The sequence below is a fragment of the Sulfurimonas sp. hsl 1-7 genome, assembly GCF_030577135.1.
GTDB lineage: Bacteria > Campylobacterota > Campylobacteria > Campylobacterales > Sulfurimonadaceae > Sulfurimonas > Sulfurimonas microaerophilus.
In genome coordinates, this window is the sequence record NZ_JAUIRR010000002.1 from 140,717 (window position 1) to 161,959 (window position 21,243).

The 21,243-nt window shown below is 38.5% G+C and carries 22 protein-coding genes; 6 read left to right on the forward strand and 16 right to left on the reverse strand.

Annotated elements, in window-relative coordinates; all coding sequences use genetic code 11:
- Window positions 1-104 precede the first annotated feature (104 nt).
- The 7 genes from QWY88_RS04295 to metK form a co-directional block, all read right to left on the reverse strand.
- Window positions 105-1,106 (reverse strand): beta-ketoacyl-ACP synthase III, encoded by a 1,002-nt coding sequence (locus QWY88_RS04295; RefSeq protein WP_304544457.1) that lies wholly within the window; start codon window positions 1,104-1,106, stop codon window positions 105-107.
- On the reverse strand, window positions 1,106-2,116 hold the full coding sequence (gene plsX / locus QWY88_RS04300; RefSeq protein WP_304544460.1) for a phosphate acyltransferase PlsX: 1,011 nt from the start codon (window positions 2,114-2,116) through the stop codon (window positions 1,106-1,108). Before plsX ends, QWY88_RS04295 begins: the two co-directional genes overlap by 1 nt.
- Before the next feature lie 3 nt (window positions 2,117-2,119).
- Window positions 2,120-2,269: a 50S ribosomal protein L32 gene (rpmF, locus tag QWY88_RS04305; RefSeq protein ID WP_013326319.1), complete on the reverse strand. Its 150-nt coding sequence runs from the start codon at window positions 2,267-2,269 to the stop codon at window positions 2,120-2,122.
- Between the two features lie 21 nt (window positions 2,270-2,290).
- Window positions 2,291-2,647: a DUF177 domain-containing protein gene (locus QWY88_RS04310; protein ID WP_304544472.1), complete on the reverse strand. Its 357-nt coding sequence runs from the start codon at window positions 2,645-2,647 to the stop codon at window positions 2,291-2,293.
- Window positions 2,648-2,662: 15 nt separating this feature from the next.
- The gene (gene ndk / locus QWY88_RS04315; RefSeq protein WP_193113987.1) at window positions 2,663-3,076 is read right to left on the reverse strand and encodes a nucleoside-diphosphate kinase; all 414 of its coding nucleotides are present in this window, start codon (window positions 3,074-3,076) and stop codon (window positions 2,663-2,665) included.
- Between the two features lie 150 nt (window positions 3,077-3,226).
- Window positions 3,227-3,511: a 4Fe-4S dicluster domain-containing protein gene (locus tag QWY88_RS04320; RefSeq protein WP_304544475.1), complete on the reverse strand. Its 285-nt coding sequence runs from the start codon at window positions 3,509-3,511 to the stop codon at window positions 3,227-3,229.
- A gap of 101 nt (window positions 3,512-3,612) precedes the next feature.
- The gene (gene metK / locus QWY88_RS04325; protein ID WP_304544477.1) at window positions 3,613-4,773 is read right to left on the reverse strand and encodes a methionine adenosyltransferase; all 1,161 of its coding nucleotides are present in this window, start codon (window positions 4,771-4,773) and stop codon (window positions 3,613-3,615) included.
- Between the two features lie 149 nt (window positions 4,774-4,922).
- On the opposite strand from metK, the gene QWY88_RS04330 reads away from it, so the two are divergent.
- Both QWY88_RS04330 and QWY88_RS04335 read left to right on the forward strand, forming a co-directional pair.
- A complete protein-coding gene (locus tag QWY88_RS04330; protein ID WP_304544479.1) occupies window positions 4,923-5,693 on the forward strand; it encodes a CHAD domain-containing protein in 771 nt (256 codons plus the stop codon).
- A 114-nt stretch (window positions 5,694-5,807) separates the two neighbouring features.
- A complete protein-coding gene (locus QWY88_RS04335; RefSeq protein ID WP_304544481.1) occupies window positions 5,808-6,404 on the forward strand; it encodes a peroxiredoxin in 597 nt (198 codons plus the stop codon).
- Window positions 6,405-6,413: 9 nt separating this feature from the next.
- Here QWY88_RS04335 and QWY88_RS04340 read toward each other — a convergent pair whose 3' ends face one another.
- From QWY88_RS04340 to QWY88_RS04355, 4 genes are read right to left on the reverse strand one after another with little or no spacing between them, the layout of a single operon-like run.
- On the reverse strand, window positions 6,414-6,554 hold the full coding sequence (locus QWY88_RS04340; protein ID WP_304544483.1) for a hypothetical protein: 141 nt from the start codon (window positions 6,552-6,554) through the stop codon (window positions 6,414-6,416).
- A 34-nt stretch (window positions 6,555-6,588) separates the two neighbouring features.
- The gene (locus QWY88_RS04345) at window positions 6,589-8,424 is read right to left on the reverse strand and encodes a pyruvate kinase (protein ID WP_304544485.1); all 1,836 of its coding nucleotides are present in this window, start codon (window positions 8,422-8,424) and stop codon (window positions 6,589-6,591) included.
- A 42-nt stretch (window positions 8,425-8,466) separates the two neighbouring features.
- The gene (locus tag QWY88_RS04350; RefSeq protein ID WP_304544487.1) at window positions 8,467-9,357 is read right to left on the reverse strand and encodes a DMT family transporter; all 891 of its coding nucleotides are present in this window, start codon (window positions 9,355-9,357) and stop codon (window positions 8,467-8,469) included.
- Window positions 9,351-10,613: an ATP-dependent DNA helicase gene (locus tag QWY88_RS04355; RefSeq protein WP_304544489.1), complete on the reverse strand. Its 1,263-nt coding sequence runs from the start codon at window positions 10,611-10,613 to the stop codon at window positions 9,351-9,353. Before QWY88_RS04355 ends, QWY88_RS04350 begins: the two co-directional genes overlap by 7 nt.
- A 21-nt stretch (window positions 10,614-10,634) precedes the next feature.
- Between QWY88_RS04355 and QWY88_RS04360 the strand changes: the two genes are divergently transcribed.
- The 3 genes from QWY88_RS04360 to QWY88_RS04370 are packed head-to-tail and all read left to right on the forward strand — an operon-like array spanning window position 10,635 to window position 14,206.
- A complete protein-coding gene (locus QWY88_RS04360) occupies window positions 10,635-12,278 on the forward strand; it encodes a phosphoethanolamine transferase (RefSeq protein ID WP_369811213.1) in 1,644 nt (547 codons plus the stop codon).
- Entirely contained in the window at window positions 12,244-12,957 is a 714-nt protein-coding gene (locus QWY88_RS04365; protein WP_304544492.1) for a phosphatase PAP2 family protein, read from the forward strand. Before QWY88_RS04360 ends, QWY88_RS04365 begins: the two co-directional genes overlap by 35 nt.
- On the forward strand, window positions 12,950-14,206 hold the full coding sequence (locus tag QWY88_RS04370) for a GGDEF domain-containing response regulator (RefSeq protein ID WP_304544494.1): 1,257 nt from the start codon (window positions 12,950-12,952) through the stop codon (window positions 14,204-14,206). The genes QWY88_RS04365 and QWY88_RS04370 overlap by 8 nt, the downstream gene beginning before the upstream one ends.
- On the opposite strand, the gene QWY88_RS04375 is transcribed toward QWY88_RS04370, so the two are convergent.
- The 3 genes from QWY88_RS04375 to QWY88_RS04385 are packed head-to-tail and all read right to left on the reverse strand — an operon-like array spanning window position 14,192 to window position 17,560.
- Window positions 14,192-15,334: a vWA domain-containing protein gene (locus QWY88_RS04375; RefSeq protein WP_304544496.1), complete on the reverse strand. Its 1,143-nt coding sequence runs from the start codon at window positions 15,332-15,334 to the stop codon at window positions 14,192-14,194. The genes QWY88_RS04370 and QWY88_RS04375 overlap by 15 nt on opposite strands.
- A 1-nt stretch (window position 15,335) precedes the next feature.
- Window positions 15,336-16,325, reverse strand: a complete 990-nt coding sequence (locus QWY88_RS04380; RefSeq protein WP_304544498.1) for an AAA family ATPase — start codon at window positions 16,323-16,325, stop codon at window positions 15,336-15,338.
- Window positions 16,322-17,560 (reverse strand): hypothetical protein, encoded by a 1,239-nt coding sequence (locus tag QWY88_RS04385; RefSeq protein ID WP_304544500.1) that lies wholly within the window; start codon window positions 17,558-17,560, stop codon window positions 16,322-16,324. Before QWY88_RS04385 ends, QWY88_RS04380 begins: the two co-directional genes overlap by 4 nt.
- 102 nt (window positions 17,561-17,662) lie before the next feature.
- Between QWY88_RS04385 and nhaA the strand changes: the two genes are divergently transcribed.
- A complete protein-coding gene (nhaA, locus tag QWY88_RS04390) occupies window positions 17,663-19,015 on the forward strand; it encodes a Na+/H+ antiporter NhaA (protein WP_304544502.1) in 1,353 nt (450 codons plus the stop codon).
- Here the strand turns inward: nhaA and QWY88_RS04395 are convergent.
- Together QWY88_RS04395 and QWY88_RS04400 are read right to left on the reverse strand one after the other, a co-directional pair.
- Entirely contained in the window at window positions 18,975-19,964 is a 990-nt protein-coding gene (locus QWY88_RS04395) for a dipeptide epimerase (protein ID WP_304544504.1), read from the reverse strand. The genes nhaA and QWY88_RS04395 overlap by 41 nt on opposite strands.
- Entirely contained in the window at window positions 19,961-21,091 is a 1,131-nt protein-coding gene (locus QWY88_RS04400) for a DUF819 family protein (protein WP_304544507.1), read from the reverse strand. The genes QWY88_RS04395 and QWY88_RS04400 overlap by 4 nt, the downstream gene beginning before the upstream one ends.
- Window positions 21,092-21,243: the final 152 nt, after the last annotated feature.

Here is a 21,243-nt window from a genome sequence, read left to right on the forward strand (position 1 = left end):
CAATTTTGTTCAAATTCAAGGCGGAGTTTTATTTTTTGGAGGAGCTTACATAAAGTAAGTGACGAGGAAAAATTAAAGTCCAACGTAGAAGTTGGACAAAAGTGTTATTTTTTAAGTGGTGAAAATGGGACTAGAGCTGATCCCCAAGTTAATCCCCCACCAAAAGCATCAAGTAGCATAAGCTCACCCGCTTTTAGTTTTCCCTCTTCATAGATATCATTGATAGCCATAGGGATAGATGCACCAGAAGTGTTACCGTATTTTGCAACAGTAAGAACAACTTGTTCATCTTTCATTTTTAAAGCATCACCAACCGCTTTAATAATACGGTAGTTTGCTTGATGCGGCACAAAGTGTACTACATCATCACTTGCAATATTGTTGTCAGCTAAAATCTCTTTCACGTCATTTGTTAGAGTTCTTACTGCAACTTTGAAAGTTTCATTCCCTTTCATCTGCATAAAACAGCTTGATGCTTCTTGATCAAGTGAATCGTGAGCTGAACCGCTTCCCCCGTTTGGAGTCATAAGAAGGTCTGCATATTCACCGTCTGCACCAGTATGCACATCAATGATAGCTTCTTCCTTATTCTCAGTTGCTGAGATAACTGCAGCACCAGCACCGTCACCAAATAAGATACAAGTACCGCGATCAGTGTAATCAGTAATAGCTGAAAGCTTTTCTGCACCGATGATAAGTATATTTTTCTTCATACCAGCTTCGATAAAGGCTTTTGCTATTGAAAGGATATATACAAAACCTGTACAAGCAGCACTTATGTCAAATGCAGTTGCGTTTTTAATCCCAAGCTTTGTAGCAATGATAGTAGCAGTTGATGGCATACAGAAATAATCCGGAGAGATAGTCGCACATACAACCATGTCGATTTCATCTTTACTTATACCGCTTCTCTCTAAAGCTTTCTCAGCTGCTTTAGTACCAAGGTCACTTGTAAACTCGCTATCTGCTGCAATATGTCTCTCTTTGATTCCTGTTCTTTTTGTGATCCATTCATCTGAAGTATCTACCATTTTTGTAAGATCTTCATTTGTTAAAATTTTCTCTGGAACATAAGCACCAATAGAACGAAACGCAGCGTATGCCATTAAGCTTCCTTTTGTTTTAACTCAGCTATTCTAGCTTCTATATGTTTGTTTACACCTGTATCAACATATCTAATTGCCTGATAAATAGCATTTTCAATTGCTCTAGCATTACTTTTACCATGGCTAACAATTGCACACCCTTTTATACCGATAAGCGGTGCACCACCGATTTCAGCATAATCGATCTCTTTTTTAAGAAGTTTAAAAACTTTTCTCATTAAAAGAGCACCGGTAATTGCAATAGGTGATTTTCTAATATAATCTTTAATAAGTGCAGAGATTGTTGAAGCTACACCTTCACTTGCTTTAAGTACAAGGTTTCCAACAAAACCGTCACATGTAATTACATCACAGCTTCCGTTGAAGATATCACTCCCTTCAACATTTCCTTTAAAACCTCTATAACCTTGAAGAAGTTTAAAAGTAGCTTTTGTAAGTTCGTTCCCTTTTGAATCCTCTTCACCGTTTGCTAATAGCCCGATAGAAGGTTCTTCAATATTTAGAACATCTTCTGCATAACATCCACCCATTACGGCGAATTCTGCTAAATGCTCAGGTTTAGAGTCTACATTTGCACCAACATCAAGTACAACAGAACGGCGTCCTGTTCTTGTTGGCATTAAAGTCACAAGTGCCGGACGAGACACACCTTTTAGACGACCGAGTCGGAGTGTTGCTAATGTCATTGTCGCTCCACTGTGTCCAGCAGAAACTACACCGTGCGCTTCACCGTTTTTTACTAGTTCTACAGCTTTGTAAATAGTACTCTCTTTACGTTTTACTGCATCAGTAGCGGCATCTGACATACTAATTACGTCATCAGCTTCAACTATTGAAATCTTATCTCTATAACTTTTTGGTAGTTTTTTTGGTAATAGAGATAAAATCTCTTCTTTGTTACCCACTAGTATAGGCGTGAAGTCTTTGCGTTTAAGTGCTTTTAAACAACCTTTTACAATTGGTTCGGGACCAAAGTCCCCTCCCATTGCATCAATAGCAATTGTAACCATTAATTATTTGTACTCACCAGTAGTTGGATTAATGTGGTGTGGTAATCTATAAGTTCCATCTTTATCTTTAACTGGACGAGCTAAAGAGATTTTGTAGTGAGTTCTACGTTTTGCTGAACGAGAATGAGATACTCTTCTTTTAGGTACTGCCATAATCTATATCCTTAGTTTAATTTAGTCTTCTTTGCAATTATCACAAAAATGATAATCACTTTTGATCATTTCAATCTCTGAGTGTAAAAGTTCATCTAAATCTGCATGGCCGTCAAAAGATTCAACAACATCAAGTTCGATGTCATTCTCATCTTTATATATTCCATCAGATATATAAAATTCTACATCCTCATCAACTGAGATCTGCATATCCTCTGCGCACATATCGCAAGGCTTGTCAAGCTTTCCGTTTAAATTTGCTTTGAGCAAAATCAACTTTGGCTTATAATACTCCAAATAACCTTTAAAAGTTATTTCGTTTGAGTCCAGCTCAAACTCTACTGGAGTAGTTGTTACTTTTCTAAGTAGTATTTTCAAAAAATACAGCTTAAATTATGAAATTTCTCTTTCAGAGAAAAAGAATGCTATTTCAATAGCTGCGTTTTCTAAAGAGTCACTTCCGTGAACTGCATTAGCATCTATATTTTCAGCGAAATCTGCACGAATTGTACCTGCTTCAGCTTCTTTAGGATTTGTTGCACCCATAAGATCACGGTTTTTCGCCATTGCGTTTTCACCTTCTAATACAGAAACAACAACCGGTCCACTGATCATAAAATCAACTAAGTCATTGAAGAAAGGTCTCTCAGCATGAACAGCATAAAATGCCTCAGCATCTGCTCTGCTTAATTGAAGTTTTTTTGTAGCTGCAATTTTAAGACCATTGCTTTCAAAACGATCTAAAATTTTCCCTATAACACCCTTTGCAACTGCATCTGGCTTAATGATTGATAGTGTACGTTCCATCAAATCTCCTCTGAAAATATAAAATTAGGGTGCGATTATATCTAAAAAAAAGTATATTTTAGTTTAAAAATTGATTTTTTTGATTGAAATTAAGAAAGATGTCGACTTTTCGACTAAAAAAGTGAGGCAGGTGCCTCACTAAAACCAGAATTATTCTACTACTGGTTCTTGGTTTGAGCGTTGCTCATCAGTGATATCATCACGGTGCTCTGGAGAATCTCCGATAGCATCCCATACGATACAACCCTCTGTAGGACATGCAGTTGCACATGCTGGTTCATCATGGTGACCAACACATTCAACACATTTATCACCATATACGTAATAAATCTCTTCACCAGTTGGATTATCATCCTCATCTACGATAGCTTCAACTGGACACTCATCAATACAAGCACCACAGTTGATACATGTATCATTAATATAAACTGCCATTATTTTCTCCTGTAATTATTTGAAAGTAACTATACAATGAAGAGTTTTAAATGTAGCTAAAACTTATCATATAGTTTACTAAGTGTAATAATTAGTTACACTTAGATATTTAAAAAGCTTTTGATCGCCTCAACTTTGTCTGTTTTCTCCCATGTAAAGCCATCTTCTTCTCTACCGAAGTGACCATACGCAGCAGTTTTTCTATATATTGGACGAAGTAAATCTAAGTCTCTAATAATCCCCGCAGGTGAAAGGTCAAATATCTCTTTAACACATGCTTCAATTTCAGACTCTTCTACTTTACCTGTTCCGTGTGTATCTACCATAATAGATACAGGATGAGCAACACCGATAGCGTACGCTACTTGAATAGTCGCTTTATCACACGCACCTGAAGCTACCAAGTTTTTAGCAACCCATCTTCCAGCGTATGCCGCACTTCTGTCAACCTTGGTCGGATCTTTTCCTGAGAATGCTCCCCCACCGTGAGGACAGCTTCCACCGTAAGTATCAACAATAATCTTACGCCCTGTAAGACCTGCATCACCTTGCGGACCACCAATTACGAATTTTCCTGTCGGATTGATGTGAAACTTAGTTGCATCACTCATCATCTCGGCAGGGATTACATATTTAATAACCTCTTCGATCACATCTTTGTGAATCTGCTCTTGAGAAACATCCGGTGCATGTTGCGTTGAAACAACAACTGTATCAACTGCAACCGGTTTATCGTCAACATACTTCACACTGATTTGTGCTTTTCCGTCAGGACGAAGGTAAGGGATAATCCCCTCTTTTCTTACTTGAGCCAGTCTTTGCGTTAAACGGTGAGCAAGATATATAGGTAATGGCATAAGCACATCTGTTTCACGACATGCATAACCAAACATTAAACCTTGGTCACCTGCACCGATCTCACCACTTGCTTGATCAACACCTTGATTAATATCAGGTGATTGTTCACCGATTCCATTTAAAACCGCAGCAGAACGGTAATCAAAACCGTATGTAGCGTCAGTATAGCCTATCTCTTGAACAACTTTTCTAGCAATCTCTTGCATCGGCGCATACGCCTTAGTCTTCAGTTCGCCTGCTATTACACAAAAACCATTAGATACTAGAGTTTCACATGCCACTCTAGCATTTTTATCATTTTCAATAATATAATCCAGAATTGCATCACTGATCTGATCAGCCATCTTATCAGGATGCCCCTCTGTTACAGACTCTGAAGTAAATATGTACTCTTTTTGTGACATTATTTTCTCCCGTCATCGATTGTTTATTGAAGTATGGACGCACATTAGCGTGTTCATAAATCGCTGAAAGTATATCCAAATTGAATAAATAATAGTTTATATCTAATCCGAATCCAAAAAATATTATAAAGATATTATATAATTAACTTATGCAAAGTAATCCTCTCAAAGCGTATCTGCTTGACCAGTTCGATCAAGCCATAGAAAAAATACCTTTAATCTCTGAGAAATCAGATATTGAGCACCTTCATAAATTAAGGATTATTCTGAGGCGTTTACGCTCTTTGATAAAACTTTATCTCGTGGAGCCCTCTACTTTCAACCATACACTTAAGTCCCTTATAGAACCGACAAATCAATTACGGGAGCTTGATGTATTTTTATCCTCTCTCGATCCTTTTGAGTATCCTTCATTAACAAAAAGTATTCAAGCTTATAGAAAAAAGTACTTTAAAAAAGTATGGACTAAACTTTTTATAACTCAATTTGAATACAAACTTTCTTTATTAAAAGAGGAACTTGTAAAGCTGCCCCTTTCCTATGATTCAAAGTGGCTTCTTACAACTACTCAACTCCATAAAAAAAATACTTTTTTTGCATTTGAACATTTAGAGGAACAACCTTCAACTAAAAAAATGCACAAGTTACGGATTGAGTTTAAAGTTCTGCGATATGCACTCGAGTTTATTCATCAACTGAAAATCAAAGATTTCTCCAAAACGATTAAAGAGTGTAAGTTGGTTCAAAAACATTTGGGGATGGTACAAGATTATGCAAATCAACTTGAATGGCTACAGCACTTTTGTGAAAAAGAACCATCAAAAGAGTGCCGAAAACTCATAAAAGAGCGTACCGAAATCTTAGAAGCTCTCAAGAAAAATATCTCACCGATTCATAAAAGAGGAAAAAACTCTAAATGATAAAAATTATCTTTAACTTAAAATAATCATTTAGATACTCTCAACTAAATTTAGCTTAATAAACTTTAGATAGAATTTTGGTAACTTTAAATATTAAAAAAAAGGACATATATAATGTTAGTAACAAACAAAGCTCCAGACTTTACAGCAACAGCGGTATTAGCTGACGGTTCAATCGTAGAAGATTTTAACTTAATGGATAACTTAGGGGAAAAAGGTGCAGTACTTTTCTTCTATCCACTAGACTTTACTTTCGTTTGTCCATCTGAGATCATCGCATTCTCTCACAGAATCGAAGAGTTCACAAGCCGTGGTGTTAACGTAATCGGTGTATCAGTTGACAGCCAATTCTCACACTTCGCATGGAGAGAAACTCCAGTTGAAAAAGGTGGTATCGGTAGAATCAAATATCCACTAGTAGCTGACCTTTCAAAATCAATCTCTAGAGATTACGATGTACTTTTCGGTGAGTCTGTAGCTCTTCGTGGTTCATTCTTAATCGATGCAGACGGTACAGTTCGTCATGCAGTTATCAATGACTTACCACTTGGACGTAACATTGACGAGATGATTCGTATGGTTGATACTATGCTTTTCACTAACGAGCACGGTGAAGTTTGTCCAGCTGGTTGGAACAAAGGTGACGAAGGTATGAAAGCATCTACTGAAGGTGTTGCAGAATACTTAGCGAAACATGAGTCTGAGCTTTAATAGCTCAACTCATTCACTATCTAATCTATTAAGCGATTTTTCACTCGCACTGTTTGAGCGCTGATACTCTTTATCTGAAACCCCGCTACTTTTTGTACTACAAGCACTAAAACCTAAAACAACCAATAAACTTACAAAAATAATTTTCATAAAAACTCCTTAAAAGATTCTATACCAACTTTTCTTAATGCCACATTGTCTCTTTACTCAACAACTGTCTATTTTTCTTAAAGCTCTGATGCATCTCATGCAAAATGTGGCGTAAAATTGTAATGGTCTCTGCAGCAAACATCCCTTTGTTTAACATAACGCACTCTGCTCGACCTCCCATTGCCGCATCAGTAACCTCTGCACGACTCGGCAAATTATTTTTCATCTGCCCCTCCAATACCTGTGTAGCCCAAATGACAGGAATATGTGCCGCATCGCATATATCGAGCAACTTCTCTTGAATAGAAGCCAGATTTGCAAAACCAACCTCAATAGCAAGATCACCGCGTGCGATCATCACTCCCGAAGATTTCCATTTAAGTAGTTGTCGTAAAATTTCCGGCATATGTATGACCGCCTGTTTTGTCTCTATCTTCGGGACAATTCCAATATCAGTGCGCCCCTTTGAGGTTAAAATACTTTGTAACTCTTCAACATCTTTTGCACTTTGACAAAATGATATTCCAAGCAGATCCACAAACTCCAGAATTCCATCTATTAAATCTTTATCGTGCTCGGTTATAGCTGCAGTCTTTATAGGTGTCTCCGGGAAGTTAATCCCTTTTTCTTCTTTAAGCACTACACCCTTTATTTTAGTACTTTGTACCTCACATACAATATCTTTATCAACAATATCCACAACTTTAAGTCTGATTTTTCCGTCATCTATGAAAATTGGGTCACCAACTTGTACCATTGTACTTACCTCTTTGAAACTACAACTAATTATTGCCGGAGTAACAACCTCTTTGTTTGTTCCAATTTTAGTAGAACGGCCTAAGACATCTTTTTCTGTAAGCACTAAGGTATCCCCTGTGTATAAACGGATCGATTCCATCTGTTTTACGATATCTTTTACTGAGCTCCTATACATTTTATATTCTAAATGTGAATCTTCATCAGTATAGACCTTTTTCTCAATTATCCCTTTTACATAATCAGTTGTAGCCTCTATAATCTTTATTGGAGCTTTTTTTCCATCTACACCATAAAGTGTAACTGTTTTTCCAGGTACTAATTGACTAAGAAACTCTTCTTCAACCTTTATCTTTGCAGGTATTTTCTCTAGAGTAAAAGGATCACGAACTTGTGGCATAGTGCTTTGAGTAGTAGATAAGAGTACTTCACTTTGATGTTTGTTACTCCCTATCTTTACAGGTAAGGACAATCTTTGTATCGCCCCTGTTCTAATCTTTGGTCCTGCAAGATCGACAAATATCCTGATCCTATCTTCAATTTGACGTGTTTGATTGATATTTCCAATTACATCGGACATCTTTTTCCATACACTCAGATCATCATGTGCAGTATTTATACGTAATACCTGTACACCGGATGATGCCAATTCATAAATAAGTGCCCCATCATTTTCAATAGCATGTGAGGGTAGCGTAACCATTACTGCTGTTTTTTGTTTACTTAGCCTTTCTACTACATCTCCACCAAAAAGTGCCGCTGCATTTTTTGAAGATTCTGTAATTGACTCAGAGATACTAATGTGGAAAAAACTCTTCATCTTCTTCTTAGAGATACTTTTTTGATTAGTCCAACAACTCAATTGATCATAAAGGGTATCTATACTGGCTGCAACATGAGCATAAGAGCGTCCTAAAGATGAGAGTGAAAGTAAAAAAAGTTTCTCTTGCAGTTTTGTTCTGTCTTTAGAACGTAGGATCATATAATGTTCTAAATTGAGTAAACTTTTAAAATGGATTTCATCAACAGAGACTTTTGATCGAGCATGAAAAAGTTCTTCTCTTAATAGTTTGATCTCTTGAATCGTTTTTTTTATGAGCTGTTTATCTAACATAATATGTACCCTTTAAGACATTACAGTTATGATACCAAAAAATTAACTCTTTTTTCTCCCAACCAATACACCACCGAAAATAATCAGTGCTATCCCTAAGAATGTTAAATTATCAGGAAATGCATCTCCGAGTAAAAATCCAAATCCGATCGCAAAAGGGATGTTTGTATAGCTGATTACCCCTACTACGCTTAATTTTTTTGCACTGTACGCTTTTGTAAGGAGCCATTGTGAAAGTGTAGAGATCAAGGCCATAAAAGCTATTAAAGCCCATAGTTTGAAACTATTAGGCATTATAAACTCCGGAAACAGGAAAGCTATCGATTCTGGTGCCGTTAGATAGGGAGCTGCCAAAAAGAGTAAGCCTGGAAGAATTGTCCCCACCCCTACAAATGATAAAACTATCACCCTTGAATCGTACACATCTTTGATCTTTTTAATAGTAGTATAGGCAGCTGCAGCAAAAAAACCGCCAAGCACTCCGAGTATATGTTCATATGACAAGCTCATTCCAAAAGGTTTTACAATGAGTATCACCCCTAAAAAACCGATAAGCAGGGCTAATAGTGTCGTAGGACTCAACTTTTCTCCCAGAAGATAAAATGCCAGTATCGTTACAAAAAACGGAGAGGTTTTATTGAGCGTAATCGCTTCGCCTAAAGGGATAGTTGTAATAGTATAGAAAAAGAGGATCATTGCCAGAAATCCAAATAAGCCTCTTGTTACAAGCAGATGAAAACTCCCGCCGCTGAGTTTCGGTGGTGTATGTCTGAGTGCATAAAGGATCAAAAATATTCCGATCACATTTCTAAAAAACACTATCTCTAAAGCCGACATATCATCGGAAAGTATTTTTGTAAGTGCACCGTTGAGTGCTGAGATGAGGGCTGAGAGCAACATATAGAGTATGCCGTTATCGAGTTGTCTTAACATTTTGAGCCTTGTTTTACAAATGCCAAAGCTTTAGAGTCTACAAAAGCCAAGTTATACCACTGGGTATTTGGAGCGATAAGAATAAGATTGTTCGGATTGGAACTTCTTGAGAGTGCTACATAAAATTGTGACGGGGCGAAGATCTGTCTTGTGTCTATGATCAGATTCTCAATACTCATCCCCTGTGATTTATGGATAGTGATCGCAAAAGCAAGTTTTACCGGATACTGATAGATCGAAAAACTGCTCTCTTCAATCATCTCTTTTTTTCCGTTTATCGTTTTTTCAACCCACTGCGATTTGCTTTGTGCTACCGTTTCAAGTTTAACGACACGTCCGTCACTCTTTTGCACATAGAGGTACTGCTCATCTATGTTTACGATCACGCCGCGCTCACCGTTATAGTAGTTCCAGGAATTTCTTGTAAAAAGTACAGGGGCATTGATCTTTAGATCCAACTCTTTTTCGATCCTCGCATCATCGAAAAATCTCTCTATCTCTTTATCGTTGACACTTGTTTTATGTTTGATTATTTGTGCCTCTTTAGAATAAAGCTCACCCTCAATGTTTTCCAACTGCTTTTTGTTGTGCTCTGAGGCAGAGATATTTTTTCCAAACAAAAAGGTAAAATTATTAAGCTCATTTGGAAGCGGCTTTATATAATGATTGAGTTCATTGTGTACATCTTCATCTACATACCCGAAACGTACATGTTGTAACAGCTCAATAAACTGCTGATCGTCGGTTCTATATATATGCGTGAGTTCCACAACTTTAAAATCCAACTCGTCCCACGATGGTGACTCAAAAGCAAATTCTGCTCTTTGCGAGCCTCTGACAACCGGCGGCAATTGTAAGAAATCTCCGACTACCAAGATAGAGCCTTCAAACTCACACTGCTCCAAACGATAGGCAACCATCTCCATCAAAGCGCTACTCACCATAGAGATCTCATCGACCACGATTAGATCAAGGGTACTGATCAGTTTTTTTAGCTTTTTTTTCGGCTCAAGTTTGCCGTTTTTCTCCAGCTCTTCCAAAGAGGAAGCGATCCCAAAATCAAAAAAACTATGAAGTGTCTGCCCTCCCACAAGGGTAGCTGCCATTGCTGTAGAAGCCAGTTTTGCAACTTTTTTTGCTTCACTCTCATAATGTTTGATCACCTCTTGTGTGATCGTAGTTTTACCAACTCCGGCCCCACCCGTTAAAAAAACATTACTACCCGATTCAAGGAGACTTATCACTTCACTTTTCATAAGTGCAAGAGTAGCAAGTATTTGTTTAAATTTGCTACAATTACGAAAAAATTTAAGGAAACCGTTATCAAAGCTCTTACACAAACAAAACTTATACTTTTTACGGCACTTTTTTTAGTCCTTTTTGACAACTACGCTTTTTTTCACAATGTACTCGAAGTGTATCCGTTTAACTTTTCAAACTCGGGATTTTTAATCTCTTTAGCAGTTGTACTCTTTGCAGTTACAAGTTTACTTTTTACACTTGTTAGCTCTAAATATACACTCAAACCAATCATTATCATTGTGCTGATAGTCTCATCTATGACAAACTATTTTATGAACTCTTATAAAGTAGTAATTGATGATACTATGATCAGAAACATGATGCAGACGGATACGGCTGAAACACTTGATCTTATTAGTATTAAACAGGTTCTTTACTTCATAATTTTAGGTTTGATACCGGCATTTTTAGTTTATAAAGCAAAAATCGAATACGGCTCATTTAAAAAAGAGATGTTTAGCAAGATAGTAACTGTTTTTGGTGCTTTAGCACTGGTATTACTCTCTGTATTTATCTTCTCTAAACACTATACGTCGTTTTTCCGTGAGCATAAACCGCTTCGTTACTCAACAAACCCTCCGTACTGGATCTACTCAACAGGAAAATATATTCATAAAACATTTAATTCAGGTCCGATCATTGTTAAACCGTTAGGTAAAGATGCGAAGATACAAGAGGATACAAATACAACAAAAAAACTTGTAATCTTCGTTGTAGGTGAAGCTGCCCGCGCTGATCATTTTTCACTAAACGGCTATGAGAGAGAGACAAATCCACGTTTAAGCAAAGAGGATATTATCAACTTCTCAAACGTATTTTCATGTGGAACTTCAACGGCGGAATCAGTACCTTGTATGTTCTCACCGTTTGACAGAGATGAATATACATACAAAAAAGGGATCACACACGAAAATATTCTAGATGTTCTTGCACATACAAATGACATAGCGGTTTTATGGCGTGATAACAACTCAGACTCTAAAGGGATGGCTCTAAGAGTTCCTTATGAAAACTATAAATCTAATAAACTCAACACTATCTGTACAGAGGACGGTGAATGTCGTGATATCGGTATGCTTATAGGACTTGACGATTTCATAGAAAAGAACAAAAACAAAAATATGTTTATCGTTTTACACCAAATGGGTAATCACGGTCCGGCATACTACAAACGCTATCCAAAAGAGTTTGAAAAATACACACCTGTATGTGAAACGAACCAACTTGAAGAGTGTACACAAGAAGAGATCAAAAATGCTTATGACAATGCATTGTTATATACAGACTTTTTCCTTTCAAAAACAATTTCATTTTTGAAACAATATGATAAAGACTTTAAAACTGCAATGTTTTACATGAGTGACCACGGTGAATCTCTCGGTGAAGGCGGTGTATATCTTCACGGGCTTCCATACTTTATGGCACCTGATGCACAAACACACATTGGCGCATTTATGTGGTTGGGTGAACAAATGAAGCAAGATGTTGATGTAAAGCAACTTGAAGCTGTAAAAGATAAAAAATTTACTCAAGATAACCTGTTTCATTCAATGCTCGGTGTATTTAAAGTAAAAACAGAAGTGTATGACAAAGATCTGGATGTCTTCAATGGCAAGTAATAAAAATATTTTTATTACTTCTGCTATTTTACTTTTTAGCATCCTGTTTTTCGGACTTACAAGTGCCGATCAACATTTTCAGGATCTTTTTTACAACTTTGATTCTAAACATTGGGTAATCCCCCCGACACTCCAACCCTATAAATTTATTTTTTATGACGGGATAAAAAAACTTCTCATTATTATCAGTATTTTATTTCTTTTTTCTCTTGCTTTTTTTAAAATAAGCAAAACGGTAGATAGCTACAAACGAGGAATTTTAGTTATAGTTCTTTCAGCTATCTTCGTACCCTCAATCGTGGGTCTAATAAAAGCAAATACAAATATGCCGTGTCCAAGAGATGTGATCGAATACGGAGGAGTATATCCCGAAACAAAAGTTTGGGAGTTCTACCCTCAAGAGGTGCTTGATCGAGGTCAGCAACTCAAATGCTGGCCTGCCGGTCATGCAAGCGGCGGTTTTGCATTGATGAGTTTCTTTTTTCTCTTTAAAAGAAAAAGAAACCAATATATAGCACTTGGCACCGCTTTGGTAATCGGCTGGGCTATGGGGACATATAAGATGATCATAGGGGATCACTTTTTAAGCCATACCGTTATCACAATGTTACTCGCTTGGCTTATAATACTCATTATTGCGCGCATTGTAAAAGTTGAAAAGGTTGAAAAACATGGATAATACACAAAAAATACTCATCGTTGAAGACAACAAGTCTCTCGCGAAACTCATAGCAAAAAAACTCTCGCTTGCTTTAGGTATGGAGGTTGATACAGCCTTCACTTTAGCGGAGGCAAAACTCTTTTTAAAAGGGTATAAATATTTCGTAACGGTTCTGGATGTAAACCTTCCTGATGCTCCCGATGGCGAAGTGATCGACTACGCTTTAAAGAACAAAAACCATGTGCTTGTATTAAGCGGAAATATCGATAAAGAGTTTCGACAAAAAATGCTTGAGAAGAACATCATCGATTATGTAAACAAAAGCGGTATGAATGACATAGAGTATATTATCAGTACTATTAAAAGGCTCCGTCAAAACCAGCAACATAAAATTTTAGTCGTAGATGATTCTCTCGTTTTTAGAAACCAGATGAAAAGCATGCTTGAAAATCATTTCTTTAATGTTATCACCGTAGCTCACGGTGAAGAAGCGCTAGGGATGCTCAACGCACATCCAGACATCTCTTTAGTGCTCACTGATTACAATATGCCTGTTATGAACGGTTTAGAGCTCACAAAAGAGATCAGAAAAACATACCCAAAAGATCAACTCTCTGTAGTAGCTTTATCGGGTAACGATTCCGATGACATCAATGCCCTTTTTCTAAAAAACGGTGCAAACGACTACATCAAAAAACCTTTCTCAAAAGAGGAGTTTTCATGCCGCATCACTAACTCGATCGAGGCACTGGAAAACATCCAGATGATAACGCAGTACTCAAACAGAGATCATCTCACAGGACTTTATAACAAACGCAATTTTTATAACTTAATGAATGAGTACCTGGAAGATATTCAAGAGGATGAGATAAAACTAGCCATTACCCTTATCGACATTGACAACTTTAAACACCTTAACGATACTTACGGTGCTGAACTGGGTGACAAAGTGCTTGTAGCTCTTGGTAATATCCTCCAAAGTGGAACAAATGCAAGTGATATCGTAGCACGTATAAGTGAAGAGGATTTTTGTGTAGTTTTAAAAGATATCGACAGAGATACTGCGGCAGACATCTACGAAGCGATCCGCTCAGAAGTTGAACTCGCTACTATTAAGATCGACAAAGAACAAACTATCAAATTTACTATTTCACTAGGTGCAACTCTTTACAATACGGATGAGAGTATTGAAGAGAACATAAACGAAGCAGATATGCTTCTCTATAAAGCGAAACATTCAGGCAAAAACCTTTTAGTCTTCGAGTAAAATCAACTCTCCAAATGGGATCTCACTCTCTTTTTGAGAGACCCATTTCACTTCATAGTTTGGTGCCTCTTTAGGAAAAATTCCCTCAAGATCGGTAAAATATAGCAGCAATTTCACCTCGTCTATATTTTGCTCGACAAACTCAAACACAGGGCGAAAGTCAGTGCCCCCACTTCCTATGAGTTTTACATCCAAAGGCTCTCCGCTGTAAAAAGTTTGATGGGAATGGATCATATCGTCACAAACAATAAGCTCTATCTCATAATTTTGCACATGCTCCATCAAAAAGTTCACTTCGCTTAAAAACTGATTTAGCAGCTCCTCGTCAACCGAACCGGAAGAGTCTATGGCAATAACAAGTTTGAAGGTATTTGAGATATTTGAAGGGAGATATATCCCCTGATAGAGCAGTTTTTTTGACGGTGGGAGCAGAGTGTAATCATCTCTGTAATATTTATCGATCGCATCTCTAAGCTCGTCGCGCCAGTTGATTTTCCCAAAACCGCTCATATCGAAAAAACGCTCGATAGATTCAGGAGCTTCACCGCTTTGAAACTTTTGCTCTAAAAGAGAGATAGCCTCTTCCGCCATCAACTGCTCTTGGAGTATCTCCTCTTGCAGTTCCTCTTGAGTTTGTTCCTGTTGCTGTTCTTGCTTTTGCTGATCATCTTTTTTTTCAATGTCGTCAGTATCATCCGCTTCATACTCTAGATCTTCATCATCACGCAAAATATCATCTTTTAACTCGGCATAGATCTCTTCGGCATACATCCCAGAAAAACGTTTTCTGTACTCTGCACCATAAGGCATATCCATCCCGTTTTCAAGAAGCATATCGTTGATCGCAATATCTGTCGCCATTCGCCACAACCAGCCGCTTCGCTCCCCTTTACGGTTCTCATGAGCCAAAGCTTTATGCATCGCACCGTTTGCCAAGATAAACTCTATCTCATTCAGTTCGAGATCTGAAAGGTAATCTTCACGGTACTCAATCTTTTTGCCATCAGACTTGAAACTCTCTATATCGTCATTTAGCTCTAGTGATATTTTTGCCGCCAGTGTCCCAAAATACGGGTACTCCACTAAGAGCTTCGCTTTTGCCTGTGAGATTTTCTCCTCTAAAGTCATTTTATCCCAACAGGTAAGAGAATTTTTGTACCCACTCTTTAAAAGGTGCAGAGTACTCCATCGTCAGACCGTTTCTCTGTAAGTCTTGAACAATCAGCACCGCAAACTCCCCTTTTAGATCAAGCGTGTATCTCAGCAGATTATCAAGCTTCTCGTTATCTTGCAGTACACCGCTCACCAGTGCCGAAGATAAAGAGTAAAGCACATCGATCTCTTCAGGATACTCAAAACTTTTCCCCTCCAAGATCTCGTTAATGTCAGGCAGCTTGTCCATCACTTTTACAAAGCTCAAAAAGCCCACCGCTACATCTTTGCCGATCGCACCGCTTAAAGTATCGAGTATCACATCACTACCTATTTCCGCTTTAAGTATCTTATCTACATACTCCCAGCTTCTCGGAGTGGCAAAACTTTTCGTGTCTTTTTTCGGGTCAAAAGTAAAAAGGTGTTCGTTTTTGTATGAGATGTAGGCAATTATGCTTGGCTCTATCTCGCTTTTATACGCCCACTCACGCCAGTCATCTACATCTACTTCAAGCTCAAAGTGCACAAATCTGTTTGCAAGAGGTGAAGGCATTTTATATGTCACCCCTCGATCACCCTCGCGGTTCCCCGCAGCTACAATCGCCCAGCCCTCAGGAAGTTCATACTCTCCGATCTTGCGATCGAGGATCAGCTGGTACGCTGAAGACTGAACAGCAGGAGGTGCTGAGTTTAACTCATCTAAAAAGAGTATCCCCTCCCCCTCTTTTGGTAAAAATGCAGGCGGTGCCCAAAGTGCAGTATGGCTCTCTTTGTCGTAAAAAGGAATCCCCTTTAGATCTGTAGGATCCATTAAAGCTAGACGCAGGTCGATAAACCCGACATCCTGAGTCTGTGCAATCTCTCTGACAATTGAAGATTTTCCGATCCCCGGAGCGCCCCAAAGAAAAGTAGGTACTTTTTTCTCGATCAAAGCCGTTAATGATTTTACTAAATTTGTCGCTTTCATAACCATCCTATATTTTCTGTCTGAATATGTTTTCCAAACGCTTCATTTGTTCTAACTGCACGCTCAAACCTGCTGTCTAACTGCATCTGGTAAAGCAGCTCAACTGGTGTATTTTCATTTTTTGCAAGTTCTAAGAGCACATCACTCTCACCCAGATCATAAAGTTTTGTTAATATCTCCTGCGGAGTGGAAATATTTTTTGCAAGAGAGAGATGATTTTCACTCTCTTCAAACGCACGCTCTAAAATCTCTTGAGGAGTAGAAGGGTTTTCTAAAATGTACCCTCTGTTCTTAGATGATTGTTGATAGAGTTCTTCTAAAAACTCCCCTTTTACACTGCTGTTTTTTGCAAGGTTTTCATCAACGCTCTCTTCAGACATATCAAGTAAACTTTGCTGCATCTCCTCAGTCAGAGTCGTGTTTTTTGCAAGTTGGTCTGCATAGTTTTCCAACAATCTAAATAGCTCATTATCAAGTGCTATATTTGCCGCTATTTTTTTCGCGATATTTGGTTCATCCAGCAAACTTTTTGCGATCATCTTATCGAGATTTACGTTAGAGTAGATCACCTCTAAAACCTCATCGTCACCCTCTTTTAAAAATCGTTTTAAAACCTTTTTAGGTGTATTTGGATGTGTCGCTAAAATGATTTTTATCTTCGGATGGAACTTGATAGGCTCTAGTTCGCTGATCGCTTCAAGTAACTCTTCATCTTTTGTTTGGGAGATCAGATGGATAAGTCCCGTTGTAGCAAACTGTACATTGTGATTACGCTCAATGTTTTCATAAAAACGCTCGATCAGTGCCGCCGTAATATCACGGTTATCATCGTTTTCAAAAAAATCTTCCCCGCCCCATTTGTAACTTTTCAAAAGTTTAAAAAAGAGCTGATCGCTTATGCACCCGTTTTGCAGGAAACTCTTCAGTCTATCACGATCATTTGAGAGCTTTAGGCTCATCAGAAGTACATTGTCATCGATCTCCTGAGCCAAAGCAGTTTCTAGTTCATCTATAGAGATAAACTCAAATTTTTTCATCTCATACAACTCATCTGAGAAGTTTTGCTCATAAGGAGTAAGCACTCTCCCCTCAATAATAAAACGAACATTTTCATCAAGCTCTTTAGTCAGCTCAATATTATGAGTTTTAAGTTGGGCGAGAAACTCCTCTTGGTTAAAGGCTCTCGGTTTTCCAAGCAATAAAACTGTTTGATCTTTCAAATTTTCTAAATTCATAACAGGATTATACAGCAGTTTTTTCCATACTTTTATATAAACTCATAAATAGTTGCTATAATTAAGAATTAAGACTTTTTGCAGAACTATACAAGGAAATATATGAAACTTTATGCACCGTGGGAAAAGACATTTCAAAAGGTAGCGACTCCGTTAGAGCATTTTATTCATGCACAGACCACTACGGGTATTATTCTTGTCTTTATGACAATAGTTGCACTGCTGCTGGCAAACACGCCCCTTTATGAATTTTATAAAGATGTTTTTCATCTCAAAATATCTTTCAATGTCAGCGACTGGAAACTCTCCCATACTATTCACCACTGGATCAACGACGGTCTGATGGCGATCTTCTTCTTTCTCATCGGTCTTGAGATAAAAAGAAATATCTTAGTAGGGGAGCTTTCAAACGTACGCGTAGCAATACTGCCGATTTTAGCTGCACTTGGCGGAATGGTAGTACCCGCTCTTATCTACATATATATAAACAACGGGCTTGCAAGTCAAAACGGCTGGGGAATCCCGATGGCCACAGATATCGCCTTTGCCATTAGTGCGCTCGTACTGCTAAACAAACGCGTATCGCCTTCACTTGTTACATTTCTAATTGCACTTGCCATAGTAGATGACTTGGGTGCCGTTGTGGTTATTGCCGTGTTTTACACAGAGCATATACACCTGCTTCCTCTAGTCCTTGCCGGAGCCAGCTTTCTTATAATGGTTGCATTTAACAGATTTGGAATCCATGCAGTACTTCCATATTTTCTTGTGGGTATGTTTCTATGGTTTTTCATGCTCGAATCAGGTGTACACGCTACAATCGCAGGTGTTATAGCGGCAATGGCGATTCCCTCAAAACCAAAGTACACTCCAGATGATTTTACCCACCATATGCAAAACAATCTAAACGAGTATGACAACTACCCTGTTGCGACAGACTACTCTTTACACGAGAAACAAAAAGCACTTCTTATCAATATGTCAGAGAAGATCGACTCGATCCAATCACCTTCTGCAAGACTAGAACAGGTGCTGCATCTACCAGTGAGTTTACTTGTTATTCCCCTTTTTGCCCTTGCAAATGCGGGTATCAGCATTAACTTTGCCGAAGTGGATGAAGCGTTGCTGCAGCCCATCTCTCTTGGGATTATTTTAGGGTTAGTGTTTGGTAAGGTTTTAGGGATAGCGGGAGTCTCTTACATCGCTACAAAACTGGGGATTGCTCAACTTCCTGACAACAGCTCTATGAGTCAGGTTTTTGGGGTTTCACTTCTGGGCGGAATAGGTTTTACTATGAGTATCTTCGTAGCCGAACTTGCTTTTTACGGTAATGCCTCTTACATCTTTCAAGCAAAAATAGCTATTTTAACTGCCTCGCTTTTAGCGGGTCTTGGCGGTTTCCTTTGGTTGCGTTTTATCGCACAAAAACCTCACCCCGATCGAAATGGAAACTAAGCAGTTCTGAGGGCTCTCTATAGAGCAGCGGGCTGTCAAGATCGACAAATTTGATCACATCTCTGTAATTAAATGCTAACTGCACAGCCGCATTGATAGAGATGGGACCTTCGATCATCGAGCCGAGCATACAAGTTATGTTATGCTCCCTTGCATACTCTAAAATCTTAATCGCCTGACTCACACCGCCGCACTTCATCAGTTTAATATTTATCATCTTTGCAATACCGTTTTGGTGGATATGTTTTGCATCCTCAAAACTAAATACCGCTTCATCTGCTAAGATCGGAATGGGTGAATTTTGCGAGATGTTTTTTAACCCTTCTAGATCTTTTGCTATTACAGGCTGTTCGATCAAAGCTATGGAGCTGAGTTCTTTTACCCCCTCAATATACTCCAAACTCTGCGCAACACTCCACGCCTGATTTGCATCTATGAGGAGTTGATGTTCTGGGAACTGCGCCGCCAAACTCTGCGTTACCTCTATGGCATGCTCTATATCTTTGCCGAGTTTTACTTTAAAGAGTTTTATCCCCCGCTCTTTTGCGATCTGAGCTTCATTTAACATCTCCTCTTTACTGCCAAGCGAGATCGTGATGTCCGTCTCTATAGGCTCATTATTGTTTATAGCCTCTTGGATAAAAAGTGCCATATCTAGTGCCGCTTTTGAAGAGGAGCCGATTGAAGAGGTGTGCAGAATATCTAAAGCTTCTGCTCTACCAAGCCCAAGAAGTGTTGGTGTCAGCTCTTTGATGTTTTGCTCGATGCTTTCTAAATCCTCTCCCGTAATCGCTTTGGTTGCAGGAGCTTCTCCAAAACTGCTAATACCGTCTGCAAACTCTACTTTTACACGAATAAACTCCGCATCATATACAGTTCTAAGAGCTGTTACAAACGGAGTTTTTAAAGGGATGCTCTCTCTTGTTGTTGTAATGCTTACTATCTTCATTGTGCCATCCCCACTAAAATATTTCCCACAAATAGACCTCCGAAAGTCCCTATGATGTAGCCCATGATCGCCATGAGCACTCCAACCCCTACAAGTTTTTTATCGTAAGTCGCGGCAAGAATTGGAGCCGAGGCTACACCGCCGATGTTGCTGAGTGATGCCACTGCGATCGAGAAAAGATCGAGTTTAAAAAGTTTCGCCCCTAGTGCCATTAACACAAAGTGGATAGCCAAAATTAGAAACCCTGCAAGAACGTACAATCCCACACTCCAAAAACTCTCGATCACCGCTTGCGAACCGATGAGAGCTACCAAGATGTAGAGCATTGTCGTTGCGATCTCACTTGAGCCTCCAACCTCTCTTAGTTTTGTAAAAGAGCCGAAGATCCCAAAAAGTGTAGCAAGTAGCACTATGGTTGTAGTGGAGTTTAAAATAGTAAACTGAGTTGCCAAAAGTTGAGTAACAAAAGAGACTACGATTGCAAGCAGAACCAAAAACCAGTAGCGCTTCGCACCGACTGTACATGAACATCCGATCCCATTCATAGTCACGACACTATCGTCCGCTTTGCTCCAACGGTTGAAGTAAGTTGCAAAGGGAGTTAAAAAGAGTAAAAATGCCACCCAGATCGTATAGTTCACACTGTCAACGACAAGCGCATACGCAAAAGCATCTTCACTCACACCAAGAGCCGAACCGACAGCTACCATATTTGCCGTACCGCCCATCCAGCTTCCCGCCAGTGCTCCAAAAGAGCTTGCGATCGTCTCATCGAATCCAAAAAGATACACCACTGCCATAAAACCGACTGCGATCGAGACCACCGCCAACAGATAAGCGATGAGAAGTTTACATCCCAGTTTTACAAAGTCTTTTAGATCAACTTGCAAGAGGATCAAAAAGAGCATTGCAGGGAGCAGATTTGTTTTTGCAAGTTTATAAATGTCGTGGATCGCATCGTTTTGTGCAAAGAGTTCCGTACTCGCCAAGAACATAGAAAAAGCGTAGATCATCACAACAGAGGGAAGAAAGGTGAAGACCTTGTGTTTTGACTTCTCTTCCAAAAAGTAAAATCCACTTGCCAAAATAGAAAGTGTAAGTAAATATACCAAAGGATTTTCGATCACGTGTTGCCCTACTTTTTTGCTATAAGTGTAGTGGATTTTGGATTTTATATAGATAAAATGAAAAAAACACCGAATGAACCATTTAAATTAATATTTTTAGTGTTTTTATATTTATCTTTCATCAAGACAAATACTATATAATATTTACTTTA